This is a genomic window from Microcoleus sp. PH2017_05_CCC_O_A, assembly GCF_020738785.1.
Taxonomy (GTDB): Bacteria; Cyanobacteriota; Cyanobacteriia; order Cyanobacteriales; family Microcoleaceae; genus Microcoleus.
Map to the genome: position 1 here is coordinate 70,194 of NZ_JAEQCB010000020.1, position 18,497 is coordinate 88,690.

Annotated in this window: 13 protein-coding genes; 3 read left to right on the forward strand and 10 right to left on the reverse strand. The window is 46.7% G+C overall.

Features of this window, described 5'->3' with window-relative positions:
- Positions 1-150 precede the first annotated feature (150 nt).
- On the forward strand, positions 151-273 hold the full coding sequence (locus tag JGK20_RS34445; RefSeq protein ID WP_366038600.1) for a hypothetical protein: 123 nt from the start codon (positions 151-153) through the stop codon (positions 271-273).
- Position 274: 1 nt separating this feature from the next.
- Here the strand turns inward: JGK20_RS34445 and JGK20_RS06860 are convergent, their stop codons facing one another.
- The 9 genes from JGK20_RS06860 to purE all read right to left on the reverse strand — a co-directional run bounded on the left by JGK20_RS06860 (position 275) and on the right by purE (position 15,600).
- Complete coding sequence (locus JGK20_RS06860) at positions 275-3,202, reverse strand: PAS domain-containing protein (RefSeq protein WP_293229878.1); 2,928 nt, start codon at positions 3,200-3,202, stop codon at positions 275-277.
- Positions 3,203-3,944: 742 nt separating this feature from the next.
- Positions 3,945-4,406: a response regulator gene (locus tag JGK20_RS06865; RefSeq protein ID WP_293183740.1), complete on the reverse strand. Its 462-nt coding sequence runs from the start codon at positions 4,404-4,406 to the stop codon at positions 3,945-3,947.
- Positions 4,403-6,349: a CHASE3 domain-containing protein gene (locus tag JGK20_RS06870; protein WP_293183742.1), complete on the reverse strand. Its 1,947-nt coding sequence runs from the start codon at positions 6,347-6,349 to the stop codon at positions 4,403-4,405. Before JGK20_RS06870 ends, JGK20_RS06865 begins: the two co-directional genes overlap by 4 nt.
- 225 nt (positions 6,350-6,574) lie before the next feature.
- Positions 6,575-7,651, reverse strand: a complete 1,077-nt coding sequence (locus tag JGK20_RS06875) for an RNA-guided endonuclease TnpB family protein (RefSeq protein ID WP_293183744.1) — start codon at positions 7,649-7,651, stop codon at positions 6,575-6,577.
- Between the two features lie 791 nt (positions 7,652-8,442).
- Positions 8,443-9,648 (reverse strand): 4-hydroxy-3-methylbut-2-enyl diphosphate reductase, encoded by a 1,206-nt coding sequence (locus JGK20_RS06880; RefSeq protein ID WP_293229880.1) that lies wholly within the window; start codon positions 9,646-9,648, stop codon positions 8,443-8,445.
- 415 nt (positions 9,649-10,063) lie between these two features.
- On the reverse strand, positions 10,064-11,509 hold the full coding sequence (locus JGK20_RS06885; protein WP_293206959.1) for an ammonium transporter: 1,446 nt from the start codon (positions 11,507-11,509) through the stop codon (positions 10,064-10,066).
- 427 nt (positions 11,510-11,936) lie between these two features.
- Entirely contained in the window at positions 11,937-12,857 is a 921-nt protein-coding gene (locus JGK20_RS06890) for an SGNH/GDSL hydrolase family protein (protein ID WP_293183752.1), read from the reverse strand.
- A gap of 533 nt (positions 12,858-13,390) precedes the next feature.
- Complete coding sequence (locus tag JGK20_RS06895) at positions 13,391-15,004, reverse strand: ammonium transporter (RefSeq protein ID WP_293183754.1); 1,614 nt, start codon at positions 15,002-15,004, stop codon at positions 13,391-13,393.
- Positions 15,005-15,078: 74 nt separating this feature from the next.
- Positions 15,079-15,600 carry a 5-(carboxyamino)imidazole ribonucleotide mutase gene (gene purE / locus JGK20_RS06900; protein ID WP_293144866.1) on the reverse strand — a complete coding sequence of 174 codons (522 nt, stop codon included), beginning with the start codon at positions 15,598-15,600 and terminating at the stop codon, positions 15,079-15,081.
- Positions 15,601-15,957: 357 nt separating this feature from the next.
- On the opposite strand from purE, the gene nagA reads away from it, so the two are divergent.
- Complete coding sequence (nagA, locus tag JGK20_RS06905) at positions 15,958-17,187, forward strand: N-acetylglucosamine-6-phosphate deacetylase (protein WP_293196306.1); 1,230 nt, start codon at positions 15,958-15,960, stop codon at positions 17,185-17,187.
- Between the two features lie 194 nt (positions 17,188-17,381).
- Here nagA and tnpA read toward each other — a convergent pair whose 3' ends face one another.
- The gene (tnpA, locus tag JGK20_RS06910; RefSeq protein ID WP_293183758.1) at positions 17,382-17,795 is read right to left on the reverse strand and encodes an IS200/IS605 family transposase; all 414 of its coding nucleotides are present in this window, start codon (positions 17,793-17,795) and stop codon (positions 17,382-17,384) included.
- Positions 17,796-17,880: 85 nt separating this feature from the next.
- Between tnpA and JGK20_RS06915 the strand changes: the two genes are divergently transcribed.
- Positions 17,881-18,402, forward strand: a complete 522-nt coding sequence (locus JGK20_RS06915; RefSeq protein ID WP_293183760.1) for a hypothetical protein — start codon at positions 17,881-17,883, stop codon at positions 18,400-18,402.
- The last annotated feature ends 95 nt before the right edge of the window (positions 18,403-18,497 follow it).

An 18,497-nucleotide genomic window follows, 5' to 3' on the forward strand; every position in this document is an offset into this window, starting at 1 on the left:
TGCGGTGGTATCGGGCATAGGGCATAGGGCACGCAGGCATACCTCACTTTTTTAAGAACCGCTATAAGAGAGATGAATAATTCCGATGAAGAGCGGATTTGATATTACACATAATGGAGAAACCTGTTTCAAAGTGGCGCATAATTCGCAATTACCAATTACCAATTACCAATTACCAATTACCAATTACCAATTACCAATTACCAATTACCAATTACCAATTACCAATTACCAATTACCAATTACCATTACCAATTACCAATTACCAATTAAGTTATTTTAAATTGCGATCGCCGGCACGCCTCAAACTGACTACAGCCTCCACCAAGACATCGGGCTGTACGGGTTTAGTCAGATGCCGATCGTAACTAGCTTTCAAAGCCCGATCGCGGTCTTCATCTCTAGCATAGGCCGTCAGGGCGATCGCCCGAAACTTCCTGCCGCTTTGGGTTGCCAGAGAACGCAGCCTTAACAGCAGCGAATAGCCGTCTTCCTCAGGCATTCCGATATCGCTGACCAAAACATCCGGCACAAACTCCGAAGCCACCTCAAACGCCTCAGCAGCACAGGATGCAGCCCTGACAGCCGCCCCGGAATCGCTCAAGACAAACATCATAAATTCCCGCGAATCCACCTCGTCATCAACCACCAAAACCTTGACTCCCTGTAAATTACCACCGCCAGCCAACACCGACGCTTCCTCAGGGGCGATCGAATTTACCGGAATCGAAGGGAGGCGGAAAGTAAAAGTCGAACCCATATCCAGTCCCGGACTCTGGGCCCAAACCCTGCCGCCGTGGAGTTCCACCAACTGCCGGACGATCGCCAGACCCAGCCCCAAACCGCTATAATTGCGAGTAATCGTAGCATCCGCTTGCCGGAAAGACTCAAACACGTAAGGCAAAAAATTCGCAGCAATCCCAATTCCGGTGTCGGTAACAGTTAGCTCAACCTCCGAATCAAATCGCTGCAACCGGATTTCCACTCGCCCGCCACGCGGCGTAAACTTAATCGCATTCGTCAACAAATTCCAAATTATCTGCTGCAAGCGGCCGGGGTCTCCCGATACCAAAAATCTCGGATTTAACGGAGATTCGCGATCGCCATAAACCTCTTTGAGCGGGCAAAATTCAGCAGTATCCAAGCCCAAATCTAGAATTGCCAACTCCACGTCGATCGACTTAGCATCGGCCGCCAACCGCACCGTATTTACGGCTCCTTCCACCATCGAAATCAAATTTACTGGACAAGGATTTAAAGTCAATTTGCCGCGAATAATTCTCGAAATATCCAGCAAATCCTCAATCAATTGAGTTTGCAATTTAGCATTGCGCTCGATCGTTTCCAACGCCCGTGCGGTAGCTGCCGGACTGAAACTGCGATTTCGTAGCAATTGCGCCCAGCCCAAAATCGCGTTTAAGGGCGATCGCAACTCGTGAGAAAGAGTTGCTAAAAACTCATCTTTCATGCGATTTGCCTGCTGAGATTCCTCATAAAGCCGCGCGTTTTCGATGCTCGCCGAAACTGCCTGAGCCAACTGCATTAAAATACTTTCGTCATCTTCCCCAAACTCCCCCTCATACTTGTCCGACAACTGAATCAATCCCATATTTCTGCCATCGCGAGCCGTCAGCGGTACCGCCAGCCAGCCCCGCATCGGCGGGTGCTTGTCGGCAGCCTTGCCGAACTTCCGCCACGCCTGGTGAGCCTCTAACTCGCTTTGAGTCATCCGCATCGCCTGTTGGTGCCGGCAAACTTCCTGATAAATGCCCGTACCGTCTGGCTCTTCGCAGTAATCTTGCCACTGGGCGTATTTTTCGGATAGGGAAAACTTGCTAATTCCGGCATCCCAGTGGGCGGAAGGGCTGAGGTTGACGGCTGCTTGGTGGACTTCCAGAATTTGGCGGGCGCTATCTGCTGCTAACTGAACGATGTCTGCTACCGAAAGCATGGAGTGGAGCGCAACTGAGGCGGAGGTTAACTTTTGCAGGCGGTGCAGATACGATCGCTCGCGCGCCAAAGCCTGGGAGCGATCGTATTCTAACTGTTTGCGAGCGGTAATGTCGATCGCTACGCCGAACAGTCGCACTGGTTTACCGGATGCGTCAAAAACCACCCGCCCTTTGTCGTGAAGCCAAATCACCGAACCGTCGGGGCGCTCTTGGCGGTGTTCCGAGTCGTAAAATCCCGAGCCGCTGAGTGCCGCATCCAAATCTGCCAAAAAGCTGTCGCGGTCATCTCGATGCACCGCATTCTTTTTTTCCTCAAAAGTACCAACTGCGCTGTCCGGGTGCAAACCTATCTCTGTTTGGGCATTGGAAAAACGGCGGATTTCAGCGGAAACAACATCCCAAGAAAAAGCAACCGTGTTAGCTGCTTCTAGGGCAAAGCGCAAATTTTCCTCGTTTTCCTGTATTCTGGCTTCGGATAACTTGCGATCGGTAATATCCCAAACCACGCCGATCGATCGCACCGATTTACCAGTACCATCATCAAAAAACTTGCCCCTAGCCGCGATCCAGTGCAAGCTGCCATCGGGCCAAATCACTCTAAATTCGTGCTGGTATTCTATCTTGTTATCTAAAGAAAAGGCGATCGCGCGAGCAATAGAATCGCGATCGTCCGGGTGAATAAAGGCAAAAAATGCTTCATAAGTTCCCAAAAAACTGCCTTTTTCCAACCCGAATAACAGTTCGTGTCCCTCCGACCAAACCACCTCGCCAGTTAATATATTCCAATCCCAAGTTCCCATTTGCGAGGCGCAGATAGCTACCCTCAGCCTTTCCTCAGAAATTGCCAACTGCGCCGAAGTTTTTGCGTAATTCTCGCGCAACTGCTGTTTTTCCAAACTTTCGCGCACGGCAGACGCCAGCCGATTGAAGTGTCGCCCTTTGAACACATAATCGCTCAAACCCGCTTTCATCGCTTCGACTGCCACTTGTTCGCTGCCGCTGTCGGTACACATAATTACCGGACAATTTGGGTACTGGCTTTGAACTTGTTTGAGAATAGTTAATCCGTCGCTCCAGCGCACTTGGTAATCGGTAATCACCATGTCAAAACCCCCGACGACCAGGATTTGTTCGAGACTTGGGGCATCTATCGCCGACTTAACTTCTAAATCGGGCAAAGTTTTTCTCAGTTCTCGCTCGATCATCAGGCGATCGTTCGGGTTGTCGTCGATCAACAGAATAGACAGCATGGTTTTTGGGCTTTTTGTATTGGCACAAACATTCTTGAATCTAAAAATATGTTATTGAGGAGTTCCGTTGTTTCAATATTTAGTGCTAATTAACTATCCTCGGATTTTTTTAATTGTATTTGCTTGTATTTTATTATATCTCACAGATTATGCTGTCGGTAGTTTTTTCCCAGTATTTGCTAACAGATACATAACCTAATTTCTTCTCTCGAACCTTGTGGGTATTATATTAGTCAATGCCTTGCTTCAACAGTTGACACTTGACACTTGACAGTTGACTTTTGAGGGCAACCTCTACCCTTAAGTCCGAGGATTGGAGTAATGAATAGTCTAATTTTAATTTCTCCGTCAAAGGCGGGCGGGCTTTCAACCAATTCTTTCTGGTAAAAATCCCAGCCTTACGATTTTCGAGGTTGATTAGCCTCCCGTCAATCTTGGATTCATCGCACAGGAACAGATGATACAGGACTCGCCACCTCAAGACCAACTTCTACCAGTTTTGATTTGATTATATTTGAGATTAAAGAATTGGGAATGACTGATGACCACCCAAAAATGGATACAAGCCCACGACAGCAGAAGTGGAGATTACAAAATCTTAGACCAAAGTTCAAACTCCCAGATTCACGGCGCTACAAGTAAATCTCAAACTTGTACAGCCAAGTCGAAGTATCTCAAATCTCTCATTACGAGGAAAAGTCTGACAACGAGGAAATAAACCCTAAAAATTGGGATAACGCTACTATAAACCAGAAAATTCTATAGGTTCCGGCAGTTCGGTCTGGTTGAGCCAATACTCGCCAAAACTCTGCATCATGTCCGATAAAGAAGCAAACCCGACAGGTTTAACCAAATAAGAATTAACGCCTAGATCGTAAGCTTGATTGACATCTAATGTTTGCCTCGAAGATGTAAGAACAATCACAGGTAAACGTTTGAGTTGCGGCTGCTGTTTGAGCCAACTCAGAACCTCGTGACCCGATCGCCTGGGCAACTTCAAATCTAGTAAAATTATCGCAGGTAAAGGATAGCGCTCGCGATCGCTGTATTCTCCATCACCATTTAAATAAAAAACCGCTGCATCTCCATCTCGGACAATTTGCAGCGAAGTATTAGTAAAAATCTGATTGCGAAACGCCCGCTGCATCAACAGAATATCAACGGGGCTATCTTCCACCAGCAAAATCGTCTGCCTTTGCCTCATCCTTTCCTCAGCTCTATCCAAAATCGACTGCCGTGTCCTAATTGCGATTCCACCCCAACTTGACCGCCCATGCGATCGACTGCTTTTTGTACAATAGCTAATCCTATACCAGTTCCGGGGTATGACTCGATACCGTGAAGCCGTTCAAAAACGCGAAAAATCCGTTTTTGATGTTCTGGAGCAATACCGATGCCGTTGTCTGCTACCCAAAGACGGATGATGCGATCGCCTTCGTTGGCTTCGCTAACAGGCAATTGGCCAGTGCTAATCAATAACTGCGAATGCTCCCACTTTCCCACTTTCCCCCTTTTCCATTCTCCCGCAGTCTGTCTGTCTGTCTCTCCCTCTGGAGGCAGTTGAATTTCCTCAGCCCATATTTGCACTTGCGGCGATGCGCCTGCCACAAATTTTAGAGCATTGGCGAGCAAATTTGTGATGACTTGAACTAAGGTAACGCGATGGGCAATTACCGGCAATAAGGGCGATCGCACGCTGATGCGAGCACCGTTGGACTTAGCATCGGCTTGTACCATAGCAATTGCCTCAGCGACAGCAGATTCTAACTCTACAACTTGCAGCGATAAATCAGTGCGGCTCAGGTGGCTGTATGCTAGCAAATCTTGGATCAAATCTTCTAATTGTTGCCCAGAATTTACAATTTGCTGGGCATATTCTTGACCGAGTTCGTCAAGGATTTCGCCGTAATCTTCTAACAAAGCTTCAGCCAATCCCTGCATTCCCCGCAAGGGCGCGCGCAAATCGTGGGCGACGGTATAGGTGAAAGCTTCTAATTCTTCGTTAGCTCCTTGCAGTTCATTGGTGCGGAGTTCGACTCGCTGTTCTAACGTAGCGTTGAGCATCCGAATTTCCGCTTCTGCTTGTTTGCGTGCAGTGATGTCAATGGCGGTACTAATTACTAAACTTCTGCCGTCGGAAAGCTTGCCTAAAGGTGCCGAATAAAAGTCCCAAATTCGTTTTTCACCGCTGGCTGTGGTAATTATATATTCACCTTCAGAAAGGCGCGAGTTTAATTTGTGCAGCCAATTGATATTTGCTGGCACTACCGATTTGCGGCTGCCGTAAGCTTTTTCTGTCCAATCTTCAATTGTAGGAATTTCTGAGGATTTGTAGCCTGAGAATTCTGTCCAAGCGGAGTTAATTTGCAAAACTTCTCCGTTTTCAGCGTGCAGCATAATTGGCAGCGGGGCGTTAACAATGGCGCGGCGGAAACGTTCTTCGGTTAATTGCAGGGAATTGCGATCGCGTTCTAGCTCTTCTAGCAGTTGATTTTGTTTGATTTGGGCATTGTCGCGCAAAATGCGATCGCGCTTTACCAAATATAAAATTAACACCAGCAACAGCCAATCTACCACAGTAGCAACGGTAAAAGTGATGATTGTCAAATTAGCACTGGCTTGAGATTCTTGGGCGCGCTGCTGCAATATCACATTTTCCTCGGCAGTCATGGTGGCTACCTGCTGCCGAATCCCCTCCATGATTTGCTGTCCGCGATCGGTTTTTACCACCCGCAGGGCTGCTGCTAAGTTTTGTTTGCGCCGCAGATTGATGGTTTCTTGAAGTTCGGCTAATTTAGAGTCGATCGCACTTTTCAAGTCGCGAAGGCGCTCTTGCTGCCGATTGTTGTCGGCTGTTAGTTCCTGCAATCCGACTAATTGTGTGTTAACGTTGGCGATCGCAGTGTAATAAGGTTCTAAATACCGTTCTTCTCCCGTCAGCAAATAACCGCGCTGCCCCGTTTCAGCATCTTTTAAGGTAGAAAGCGTGGCTTCGAGTTCACTTAAAACTCCGTGAGTGTGGCTCACCGAGCGCTCGTTTTCCACTAACTTGAGAGTATTGCGGTAGGAAGTTACCGCATTAAAAATTAGCAGTCCCAAGGCGATGCCGATGCCTGCGGTGATTTGGCGAGTCAGCGATTTGTTCATGAAATAGTCGGCGCGCGAGTGCTGCTTTTTTTGTTATACCTCGCTCCGGGCGATGAATTTTTTGCTCGGGCAGACACGGCGGCCAAAGCAGATAAATTTAAGGCTCAAATTTGCGATCGATCTTGTTTTTAGTTTAGTGTCGCTGCTACACAAATACTAGACAAGTCTAGACATTTGCTTCTTACTTCGTCGGGAGCATGGGAGCGGTTATCCCTCCGTAAGCTTTCACGGTTTAGCCAACCGTGATAAATTGATGGCTGCGTTTAAATCCCTGTCCATCGAATGACCGCAACTTCCACAGTTATAAACCCTTTCTTTGAGTGGCATATCTTGAATATGCCCGCAACTCGAACAGGTTTTGCTCGACGGGAACCAGCGGTCAGCAACGACAATTTCACAGCCAAACTTTTTCGCTTTGTATTCTAGCTGGCGTTTAAATTCATGAAATCCGCAATCAGCTATTACCTGTGCTAGCTTGTGATTCTTTAGCATCCCTCCAATATTCAAGTCTTCTACTACTATCGTTGCGTGGTTTTTGCATAAGTAAGTAGTGACTTGATGTAGAGTATTCTTTCTGAGGTTTGCTATTTTTGCATGGTGTTTTGCCAGTTGGATTTTGGCTTTGTATCTATTGCTGGAACCTTTCACCTTTCTAGCAAGAACTCTTGATAATCTCTTCAGCTTTATAAAATGCGCTTTGTAGTGCTTTGGGTTCGGGAATACTACGCCAGTTGAAAGTGTAGCCAACTCTTTTACTCCCAAATCAACTCCTACAATTTCATGAGTTTTGACTGTGGGTTCATGATTCTGTTCGTAAGCAAATGCGATAAACCAACTGTCGGCAGTGCGTGAAATGGTGATTGACTTGCAAGTTGTGTGAGGTAGTCCTTCGTGGGTTTTTACCCAGCCGATTGTCGGCAACTTTATAGACGTACCACCCACAGGGATAGGCTTACCGCCCGCGTCAATAGTGAAAGAGTCGTGATGCCCCTTCTTTTTGAATCTGGGAAATCCACCTTTTTTTGAGAAAAATTTAGAGAACGAATCCCCAAGATTGTCAAAGGCGTATTGAGTTATTTTCTGGCAGATTCCCGTCTCTTTGATCCATGTAAATTCAGGTTTTACATGATTGTTGAAGAATTTCTTGAGTAGGTATTTATTGGGCTTTAATCCATCTTGATAAAGGCTATTCCAAGTAGCTAGTCCCCAATTATAAGTAAACCTCGCTATGCCAGCGTGTTTGCTCATAACCGTTGCCTGGTTCTTGTTTAGCTTTAACTTTGTCTTGATGGACAGAAGCATTGTTTGGCCTCAACACTCGATTTATTTGTTTAATTTTGCCACATCTTGTAGGGGTTTGTCAACAGCATTTTTTAGTTTTATTTGATTTCCTTGGAGTAATTTTGCAGACCGTATAATCGACAGGAAAAACAGTGAATTATTTCAAGTATTCTAGCAATTCATGTTGAGGAGACGGCGAGTCTTTTTACTGACAATCCAAGCTTTTTTGCGAATTCATGTGGTTTAAACAAAATGGTATACCGTAGATTTGTCCACAAGTGTACCACTCTGTCTATTTATTTGCTACCTAGGTACTAGCTCCTCTTCGCATCCTCCTTAAGTAAGAGAGGCCAAATATACAATCTCTCGCTCTCTCGCTAAGCTTAATTAGTCATTTTCTGTGGCATCACTTTTGCTGCTTTGACTATTTCAAATCGCGGCGCAAAAAAAGGAGTTTTTACCTATTGATTTCGGTTGATTTATGGGGTATATTTTAGATAATGGAAGTGGTGACTTCAATTTAAAAATTTTCACTATTCCCATTATTAAATAATACCTTGTCAAGCAGCCCGCGTCAAGCTTTTTACCCGAAAAAAAAGGCGATTTTTTCATGATTTGTGAAAAAAATAACTTTGGGACGCAGGGGAGAAATTGCTAGGGAAACTAACCGCAGATAAACGCAGATTAACACAGATAATTTTCAGCATCCAGATGGAATCAATAGCAATTGGAGTCTACAGTCTGTTTGGAAGCGAGACGATCGCACTGCACGCCGGAAAAGATGATTCCGAGTGCAGTGGCGAAGCAGAGAATTAGGGAATAACAGCGGCTTTCATCGCCAAAATGCGATCGATCGCATCCTCAACAACCTTATCAGGAGTCGAAGCACCCGAAGTCACGCCGACGACAATATTACCTTCAGGCAGCCAATTTTCAGTTACGACCAAATCCCCGCCCAAAGGCTTGTGTTCGATGCGATTTCCCGGTAAAATGCGCTCCGCAGAATCAATGTGATAAGAAGGAAGAGTTTTGTCGATCGCAATTTCCTGCAAGTGAGTAGTATTAGAAGAATTAAAACCCCCAATCACCAACATCAAATCCAACTTTTCCTCAACCAAACTCAACATAGCATCTTGCCGTTCCTGAGTCGCATCGCAGATAGTATTAAAACTCAGAAAATGCTCATTAAGATTGGACGGCCCAAACTTCCGCATCATCGTCTTTTCAAACAACTTGCCAATATTCTCAGTCTCAGTTTTGAGCATAGTAGTTTGGTTAGCAATCCCGACACTTACCAAATCCACATCTGGGTCAAAACCAGCAGAATAAGCCTTGCTAAACTTAGCAAGAAACTCAGCACGATCGCCCCCGTGCAAGATATAATTGCTGACATATTCAGCTTCCTGCAAATTCAGCACAATCAAATACTTATCAGCAAAAGAACTCGTTGCCACAGTTTCTTCGTGCTTGTACTGACCGTGAATAATCGAAGTGTAATCCCTTTTTTTGTGCTTTTCAACAGTATTCCAAACCTTAGAAACCCAAGGACAGGTAGTATCAACAATCTTGCAGCCCCTATCGTTCAGCAACTGCATTTCTTGCACGCTCGCCCCAAAAGCAGGTAAGATTACCACATCGCCACTATCCACCACAGAAAAATCTTTCTGCCCCTTTTCCACAGCAATAAAACCAACTTCCATATCGCGCAAATGCTGGTTCACAGAAGGATTGTGAATAATCTCATTAGTAATCCAAATCCGTTCCGAGGGGAAGTGCTGGCGAGTCTCGTAAGCAATAGCCACAGCGCGTTCCACTCCCCAGCAAAAGCCAAAAGCCTCAGCCAGCCGGATGGTGACGGCGCCGCGTTGCAGCCTGTAATTGTTGTCGCGAATTTGCTGGATCAGGCTGCTTTGATAAGCTGTCTCCATTACGCCAGCTACCTCAGCTTCGTGTCCGAAACCCTTGCGGTGGTAGTTTTCAGACTGTTGGAGCGATCGTTTAAAAGCTTTAGTATCCATGCGGTACTGAGTTCAAATCTAGGTTAATTACCTTTGATTTTAGAAGGCCTGGGTGCGATCGGGATTATACGATTTTAGATTTTAGATTTTAGATTTTAGATTGGAATGAACTACTGCATAAGGGTTAGGATCGCAAATTAAATAATTTACACAACGAAAGTGGGATGGGCGGGGGAGCCCGTCCTTTAGAGACGGGCTCCCCCGCCCATCCCACAAAAACCATCAAATTATAAGTTATTTAATTCTCATTCCTTAGTGGCTTGTATAAAGTTACATTCTCTTTTGAAACTGGTATTATTTAATTCAGTAACGAACAGAGGCGCGACTTTCATGGGTTCGTTCAAAATAAAACAAAAAAAAGCGTAGAGACGCACATAACTGCATCTCTACGCGATGATCGAACTTACCCTGAAAATCAGCCCACCTTTTTCGGCGCGAAAGGAGAACCAGATTCAAAGGAACTGAAACCGCCGGCAAAATCCTCACCGTAAGCTTCTTCCCCGTGTTGGCCGATATCCAAACCTTGGTCTTCAGCAGATGAGGCGACTCGCAGTTCCATAAACTGCGCGAGAATTTTTAGGATGACAAAAGTACCGGCAGCCGCAAACACGTAAGTAGCTACAACGCCTACAAACTGTGTCACAATTAGCCCCGGATTTCCGGCAAACAGCCCGTCATTTCCGGCTGCGTTAACGGCTTTAGTCGCAAACACGCCTGTCAGAAGCGCGCCTACAGTTCCGCCGACGCCGTGAACCGGGAAGGTGTCCAAAGAGTCGTCAAATCCCAGCTTAGCTCGCAAGCTAACGGCGAAGAAGCAGCAAACGGAAGTTATCGATCCGATTAACAGGGCCCCCACTGGCAGTACGTATCCCGCCGCTGGTGTGATTCCCACCAATCCTGCTAGGAAACCACTGGCAATTCCGACTGCTGTCGGTTTGCCTCTGAGCACCCATTCGATGATTGTCCAAGTTAAACCGCCGGCTGCGGTTGAAATCATTGTGGTGACAAAAGCCACTGTTGCTAAGGAACCCGATCCTAAAGCGCTACCGCCGTTGAAGCCAAACCAGCCGAACCACAGGAGCCCAATTCCCAGCAAGACGTAGGGTACGTTGTGGGGGGTGTGGGGCTTGTTTAAGTGGTCTTTGCGGGGCCCGATTACCCAAGCTGCGACAACCGCAGATACGCCGGAACTGATGTGTACGACTGTGCCGCCTGCAAAGTCTAATGCTCCCATCGCCCCCAGCCAGCCTCTACCCCAAACCCAGTGGGCTAGAGGAGAGTAGATGAAGGTTGACCACAGCAGCACGAACCAGAAGTAGGTTTTGAATGTTACCCGTTCGACGATCGCCCCGGAAATCAATGCTGGAGTGATGATGGCGAACATCATCTGGTAAACCATGAATACTTGGTGCGGTATTGTCGGTGCGTAGCCGATCGGATCTGGTTTGTCGGCTGCGACGTTGTTCAAGAACATCCAGTCGAAGCCGCCGATGAAGGTTTCAAATCCTTTCCCAAAGCCTTCGGAAACTGGAGTGGAAACGTCAAAGGCCAAACTGTAACCCCACAGCGTCCATGTGACGCCGATCAGTCCCATCATGACTAAGCTCATCATCATGGTGTTGAGGACGTTGCGCGATCGCACCAGCCCTCCGTAGAAAAACGCTAGTCCGGGTGTCATTAGCAACACCAGTGCTGAGGAGATTAACATCCAGGCTGTATCGCCGGTGTCGATCGGATTTGCCGCCACCGCAGCAGCCGCCGCCGCAGGGGGAGCAGCATCTTGAGCTAAGGCATTGTTCATCAGCGGCCAACTTAACAGCCACAGTGCGAGGATGCCGATCGTGAAACTTTTTTTGAGCACGTTATTTTTACCTTTTAATACTCAGCAATTCGCAGGGAAGACCGAGCCGATTTTAGATGTGAGGATTTTAGATGCAATAGTTAATTTGGTTTTAAGTCCCTGTTTTAGCGGAACGAATCTTTAATAGATAATTCCCCAATCCTCAAGCCCCGACTTCGTATAGTCGGACTCATCTAAATTTGTCAACTCTCAATCCCATACTCTCTGCCTTTTGGATTGCACCATTTGTACAAACTGTTATTCTGTATCATTGTATACTAAAAGTTCAACTATTATATTTTCTTAATCTATCCGCAGGTACTTGACATTACCCCTGACTTCGGAGTAAGCCGTGTTGGAAGGGGGAGAATGGGGGAGAATATGACTTCATCCTTCTAACTACTGACAACTGCCAACTGACAACTGCCAACTGACAACAGTCAACTGATTAATTTTTCAACTGCATTTGACTGAACATTTGCAAGGCCGATCGCCAAACCAGATAACCTCGCTCGTTAAGGTGTAAGCCGTCTGTACTGAGTTGGGTTGGTAAATTGCCGTCAGCATCCGCAAACAACGGCTGCAAATCCAGATAGGAAACATTTTCGGAACTAGCAATTTCTTTCAGTCGCCGATTGATTGCGCGAATCCGACTGTTGGGAATCGCTAATAGTCGATCGCGATTTTCCCAGGTAGACTGTTCCCCGCTGTGGGGCAAAATCGACTGCACCACCACTTGTGCTTTCGGGTGCGCCCACCGCAAATCGCGGATAATCTGTCGCTGGTTGTTCAAAATCCCTTCGTCGCTGGCCCCCCGCAATAAATCGTTAATCCCGATCATCACAAACACCGTATCGGGCAGAGTGCGATCAAACAACTGCAATCGCTTCAGCAAACCTACGGAAGTCTCGCCGGAAATCCCTTGATTCAGCCAAATGCGATCGGGCGGTAACAGCTTCGTCGGAAACCACATACTCAAAGAATCTCCAGCCAAAACACTCAGTTTTGGGGGACGATTTGCCGCGGCAGCCTCAGCTTCCCGGCCCAACTGCGTCACCCACTGCTGGTAAGACCATTTGTGTCGAGGCCCTGCAAGGGGCAAGTCTGCCACTACTTTTGTAGAGTTTGTCGCCGTCGTCGAAGAGCGAATTAGTTCTTCAGTGCTTTCCGGCGTTAGTGCAGCACTAGCAGGGGAACTTTCTGTTAAGTTGTTTCCCCTACCGATTAGTTGAGCGACTGTGACAATTAGTACCGCGTTGGTAAGCAGAGATAGCAAAGCCCAAACCGGAACAGTTTTCGATCGGCTAACTTCCATCCCCAAGAGGGATTTATGAGTTCTACTTCTGCTAACTACTCCAAACTTCTCCATAAACTCAAGCGATTTGCAGGCACCATACTGAAATAATTGGCACTGATTGCTGCATCAAATTTTACCGTTCAATTTTCGCCTCAATTCTTGTAAGAATCAAGCACTGTGCTGTGTTGGGCGTGACGGCGATGCAGAACTTTGCTTTTTGGCACTACTCTACCATAAAAAATCTGCCTGCCAAACTTTCTGGCGCAGAAATCAGGCGATTTTAGATTTTAGATTTTAGATTTTAGATTTAGGAATTCCGAATGACTTACTGTATCAGGATTTAGAGCTTTTCTAAAGTAGCTTTTTTTAAAGCTGAGCCGCACGCAAAAACCCAGTTTGTTAACGTAATTGCGAGATTTTAGCAAGGAATGCCAGAACGATCGACCTGGTTTAAAAGACTCAAGAGTGCGTCTGCGACTGTATCTGCGGGCGGGGGATTTCAGATTGTGGTTTTTCACAATTAAGCCCTAGATGGACGTACAAATCGCTCATCTAGGGCCAGAAAGCTGAAGAAAGTCGATCGTCCCACGCTTGAGAGTTTTGCTCTAAAGTTTGGTAGTTCTGTCCGCACCCCCCCCAGAATAACCGCCGTAGCTGCTTTCTGTTCTGTTGCCAGAGCTAGTTTCCTTCACAAACCCGGTGTAAGCTTCCATCCCATGTTCGCCGATATCCAAACCTTCAGCTTCCTCAACAGCAGAAACGCGGATACCCAACAAAGCTTTGAGTGCCAACCAAAAAATCGTACTCAGCAGCACGGTCATTCCGCCTACAGAGATAATACCGATCAACTGCGGTATTAGTTGATCGAAACCTCCGCCTACAAACAATCCCGCTTTCGGCCCAGCGGTATAAATTCCCGTTGTGGGCCCGTCAGCAAATAAGCCAACTGCCAGAGTTCCCCAGATGCCACAGACTAAGTGAACGGAAGTTGCTCCTACAGGGTCGTCAATTTTTAAGTTGTCGAAGAATGTTACTGCAAAAACTACCATGATGCCGGCGATCGTGCCGATAATGGCAGAGTTGGGTATGTTAACCCAAGCGCAGCTCGCTGTCACCCCGACTAAGCCGGCGAGGATGCCGTTGATAATCATCGACAAGTCTGGTTTTCCGAGGTAAAGCCAAGCTGTAATTGTGGCAGCAACTCCCCCGAAAGCACCGGCGGTGTTGGTGGTGAGCGCAATGTGGGCGATCGCATTTGGATCGACAGCCATTGTCGAACCGGGATTGAACCCGAACCAACCGAACCACAGAATCAAACAGCCGAGGGTGGCAATGCTCATATTGTGTCCCGGCATCGCCACAGTGTCGCCGTCGCGGTACTTGCCGATCCGCGGCCCGAGAAATGCCGCTCCCATCAAAGCAGCCCAACCGCCTACCGAGTGAACCACTGCCGAACCTGCAAAATCGTAGAAACCTGCTGTTTGCAGCCAGCCGCCGCCCCAAATCCAGTGTCCGGTAATCGGGTAAGCAATTCCGACTAACAGCAAGCAGAAAATTAAAAATTCAAGGAATTTAATGCGCTCTGCAACTGCCCCAGAAACGATCGTAGCAGCAGTTCCCGCAAAAACTAATTGGAAAAAGAATTTAGCATTCAGGGGGACTCCCGTCCAGTTTAAGGATTTGAAAATGCCTTGATAAGCATCTCCCATAGCGGGGCTGTTGTCAGCCACGTTCAACAGGAAATATCCGCCGCTGCTGCCGATAAAACCGTTACCGTTGCTGAACATTAACGCAAAGCCGATCGCCCAATATGCGATCGTCGCAAGCGCAAACACAATCAGGTTTTTTGACAGTACGTTAACTGCATTTTTCTGGCGGCAGAAACCTGTTTCCAACATCCCAAAACCCGCGTTCATAAAGAACACTAGCATCCCAGCCACCATCACCCACATGGTATCCATGCCTACCTTGAGGCTGGCCAATTGCTCTTCGGTGGTTGGCGCAGCAGGAGGGGTTTGGGCTACTGCGGCATATCCCCAAATCAAGAAGATGACTGCTGCTATTGGTATACAGGCTTGCCAACTCGGACTGAGGCGGGCGATCGTCCTTTGTAATTTCTTGAACCTGCTGACTTTTGTCAAAAAGTTAGGGGCTGGCAAATTCAAAGACTCCCGCCTGACTTGTTTCGATTTTTTCTTTCCGACACTCATTTTCATCATTTTTACGCTTTTACAACTTATCAGCTCAGCTAGACCCCGAAAATTTCCCACAATTGTACTACAACACTTAGAGATTATTTGTTCATAGTGAGATATTTTTGATAGCCTAGCTCTTCTAGCTGAGTTTGTTTTTTCATTACAGATTCGGACAAAGTTTTCCGGTAATCCAGGATTCGCTCCAGCAATTGAGGCTGGGAAACTGCTAATATTTGAATTGCCAGCAAGCCAGCATTTTTAGCATTGCCGATCGCCACTGTTGCTACGGGTATACCGGCTGGCATTTGGACGATCGAGTACAGCGAATCTAGGCCTTGGAGGTGGCGGCTCGCTACTGGTACACCAATTACCGGCAATGGTGTTAAAGATGCTACCATACCCGGAAGGTGCGCCGCTCCCCCAGCACCTGCGATAATTACTTTCAAACCTCGTTGGTGCGCGGTTTGAGCATATTCCACCATCCGATCCGGGGTACGGTGGGCGGAGACAATTGCTACGGAGCAAGGTACGTGGAATTCTTCGCAAACTGCGATCGCTTCAGACATGGTAGGCAAATCCGAATCGCTGCCCATGATAATTCCAACTGTCGGTTGACTCATGCAATTTTCAGATGTGAGATTTCAGATTAATGGTAATTTTAAGTTATGGCGTTAACTAAAAGATCTCTTGCAAAAATACAACGCACCCCACCCCAACCCTCCCCGCGAGTTCGGGGAGGGGGTAAGATTATTCTTGTTTCCCCCCTTAATAAGGGGGGACTTGCGGGGGGTAAATTTGACGAGAGCAAGAGTTCTAAAATTTAGATATTTTGTAGCCAAACTGATGCTCGAAAGCAATTTGGTGACAAGCCAAGAGTGCAGAAAGCAAAAATCTCCACATCCTCATCAAGAGCCCGCAGATTTATCGAGGCGAGCAAATCTAAAATCTAAAATCTAAAATCTAAAATCTAAAATCGGATGACTGAAGCCACAACCCCAACTGCCGCCCCTACAGATATTCTCAATGCTCGCCTGCCCGGTTGCAAGGATTTGCAGATGCTTGCTGTTGACAACACGGGCATCATTCAAGAAGTTTGTTCGATGGACAAAGTATTTAAACGAATTGCTCCTCCCAATTTGCAAGTGATCGACGCTGCGGGTGATTGGGTTTCTCTGGGCGGTGTTGACTTGCAGATTAACGGAGCACTCGGTTTAGCTTTCCCAGATTTAGAAAGCAAGGATGTTAAAGTTTTACCTAAAATTTGTCAATTTTTATGGTATCAGGGAGTTGATGCTTTTTTGCCGACTTTGGTGACAACTTCCCTGGATAAGTTTAGGCGATCGCTCTCGACGATAGCTGATTATATGCGGACTGCAAAAACCGCTGCTCCTGCCACCAATAAATCCCAAAGTGCCGAAATAATCGGCGTTCACCTCGAAGGCCCTTTTCTCAACCCTCAGAAGCGAGGAGCTCACCCAGTTGAGTTTTTACTACCGCTAACAATAGAAAATGTCAAGTTAGTTTTAGGAGATTGTGCGGATATTGTCAAAATAATTACTTTAGCGCCGGAGTTAGACAGCACTGGTGAAGTCATTCCCTATTTGCAAAGTTTGGGAATTGCCGTCAGTCTGGGACACTCCCAAGCGACGGCAGAGCAAGCACAGCAAGCATTTGCCCAAGGAGCTTCAATGGTAACTCACGCTTTTAATGCGATGCCGAGTTTGCATCACAGAGAACCGGGTTTGTTAGGAGCGGCGATCGTTTATCCGGGCGTAAAATGCGGTTTAATTGCTGACGGCAAGCACGTTTCTCCGACAATGATTGATTTTTTGCTGCGTGCTGGCAGATACGACACAGGCGTTTTTTTGGTAAGCGATGCTTTGGCTCCTTTGGGTTTGCCTGACGGTGTTTATCCTTGGGATTCCCGACAAATGGAAGTCAGAAAAGGTACAGCATGGGTAAGATTGGATTACCATTCGCCGCTGGAATCTGCTACTTTGGCAGGTACAACTCTGCCGCTGTTGGCGGGAGTGCAGAATTTGGTAAGGTGGGGGATTTGCGAGGTAGAAAGTGCGATCGCCCTGGCAACTGAATCTCCCAGAAAGGCGATCGGACTTTCGGGAATTATCGGCAAACCGGCAACTCAATTGTTGCGCTGGAATTTCAATGCAGCGACAAAAGAATTGACTTGGCATCGATTGTTTTAAGTCATTAGTTATTAGTTATTGGTTATTCGTTATTCGTTATTCGTTATTTGGTAATTCTCCCACTCTCCCACTCTCCCGCTCTCCCCCTCTCCCTCTCCTACTCTCCCCCTGCTATAGCGCGTCGCGTGAGAACCCCGGTCTTTTAAGCCGGGGATGAAACGCAGTTGCAGCCTTAAGGCTGCCAGCATTCTATATTATTTGTTTCTTTGTTCTTCGATATATTTCCTGACAGTTTCAGTAGAAACGTTTCCAACACTGCCAACAAAATAACTAGGAGTCCACAATGTAGGTAATTTCAGTAATTCGGGAAACTCTTTCCTCAAGTAACTGGATGCCCTACCCTTAACTCTTTGCATGACGAAACTGGCGGAGTCTGTCGGCTTAATATTAAGCAATAAATGGACGTGATCCGGCATAATCTCCAAAGCAATAATTTTCCACCTGTTTTCCGTGACTACCTCAAAAATAATTTCTTGCAGCCGTTCTGCAATTTTGCCGACCAGAACGGCTTTACGGCGTTTGGGAATAAAAACAAAGTGCATATTGATCAGCGAGACGGCCTTGCTCTCGTGCCGATACTCTAAATCTTTTTTTGACAAACTCGCCATAAGACTATTGACTCCATCGACAGGTAGTGTATAATCAACACATTACATCAACAAGGTGACTGGCGTGTTTGGATGTCAGCAGGTATTGATTAAGCCCGATCAAAAGTTGAAAGCAGTTCTAGAATATATTTGTCAAGAGTCAAACAAACTACATAACTGTGCGGTTTACTACGTTCGTCAAGCATACTTTAAGGGTCATATTTTTGTCCGCCCGTTTGACGTAATCAACGAGTTAAAACGCAATCCTCATTACGGAGCTTTATGCGCTCAAGCAGCTCAACAGACTTGTGGTGCTGTCGGTGAGTCGGTAAAATCTTTCAAAGGATTGATTAAATTGTTTCGTGAAGGAAAGCTTGAATCTAGACCGAAATTTCCAAATTACCGTACTCCTGGCGGGCTTCACTTAATTGCCTATCCGAAACAGGCGCTTGGTAAAAAGTTGATTGATGGTCGAATTTCTATCCCTCTCGGACAAAAAGTTAAGGCTTGGTTCGGATTGAAGAACTTTCAAATTCAAATGCCTTCTAATCTGGATTATGCCGAGATCCGAGAAGTGAGAATCCTTCCTAGAAATGGTTGTTTTTATGCCGAATTCGTCTACAATTGATACTCCCCAGCCCGCTCCGGGACGGGGATTCTTGAAGAGTCCAAATGCGAACTTTCAAAGGCGAAATCAAAGCGCCTCTACTGACTCCTTCAAGA

Excerpts from the sequence above, each read along its gene's own strand:
- JGK20_RS06860 (WP_293229878.1), bottom strand. The coding sequence starts at position 3,202 with ATGCTGTCTATTCTGTTGATCGACGACAACCCGAACGATCGCCTGATG.
- JGK20_RS06865 (WP_293183740.1), bottom strand. The coding sequence starts at position 4,406 with ATGAGGCAAAGGCAGACGATTTTGCTGGTGGAAGATAGCCCCGTTGAT.
- JGK20_RS06870 (WP_293183742.1), bottom strand. The coding sequence starts at position 6,349 with ATGAACAAATCGCTGACTCGCCAAATCACCGCAGGCATCGGCATCGCC.
- JGK20_RS06875 (WP_293183744.1), bottom strand. The coding sequence starts at position 7,651 with ATGCTTCTGTCCATCAAGACAAAGTTAAAGCTAAACAAGAACCAGGCA.
- JGK20_RS06880 (WP_293229880.1), bottom strand. The coding sequence starts at position 9,648 with ATGGATACTAAAGCTTTTAAACGATCGCTCCAACAGTCTGAAAACTAC.
- JGK20_RS06890 (WP_293183752.1), bottom strand. The coding sequence starts at position 12,857 with ATGGAGAAGTTTGGAGTAGTTAGCAGAAGTAGAACTCATAAATCCCTC.
- JGK20_RS06895 (WP_293183754.1), bottom strand. The coding sequence starts at position 15,004 with ATGATGAAAATGAGTGTCGGAAAGAAAAAATCGAAACAAGTCAGGCGG.
- purE (WP_293144866.1), bottom strand. The coding sequence starts at position 15,600 with ATGAGTCAACCGACAGTTGGAATTATCATGGGCAGCGATTCGGATTTG.
- nagA (WP_293196306.1), top strand. The coding sequence starts at position 15,958 with ATGACTGAAGCCACAACCCCAACTGCCGCCCCTACAGATATTCTCAAT.
- tnpA (WP_293183758.1), bottom strand. The coding sequence starts at position 17,795 with ATGGCGAGTTTGTCAAAAAAAGATTTAGAGTATCGGCACGAGAGCAAG.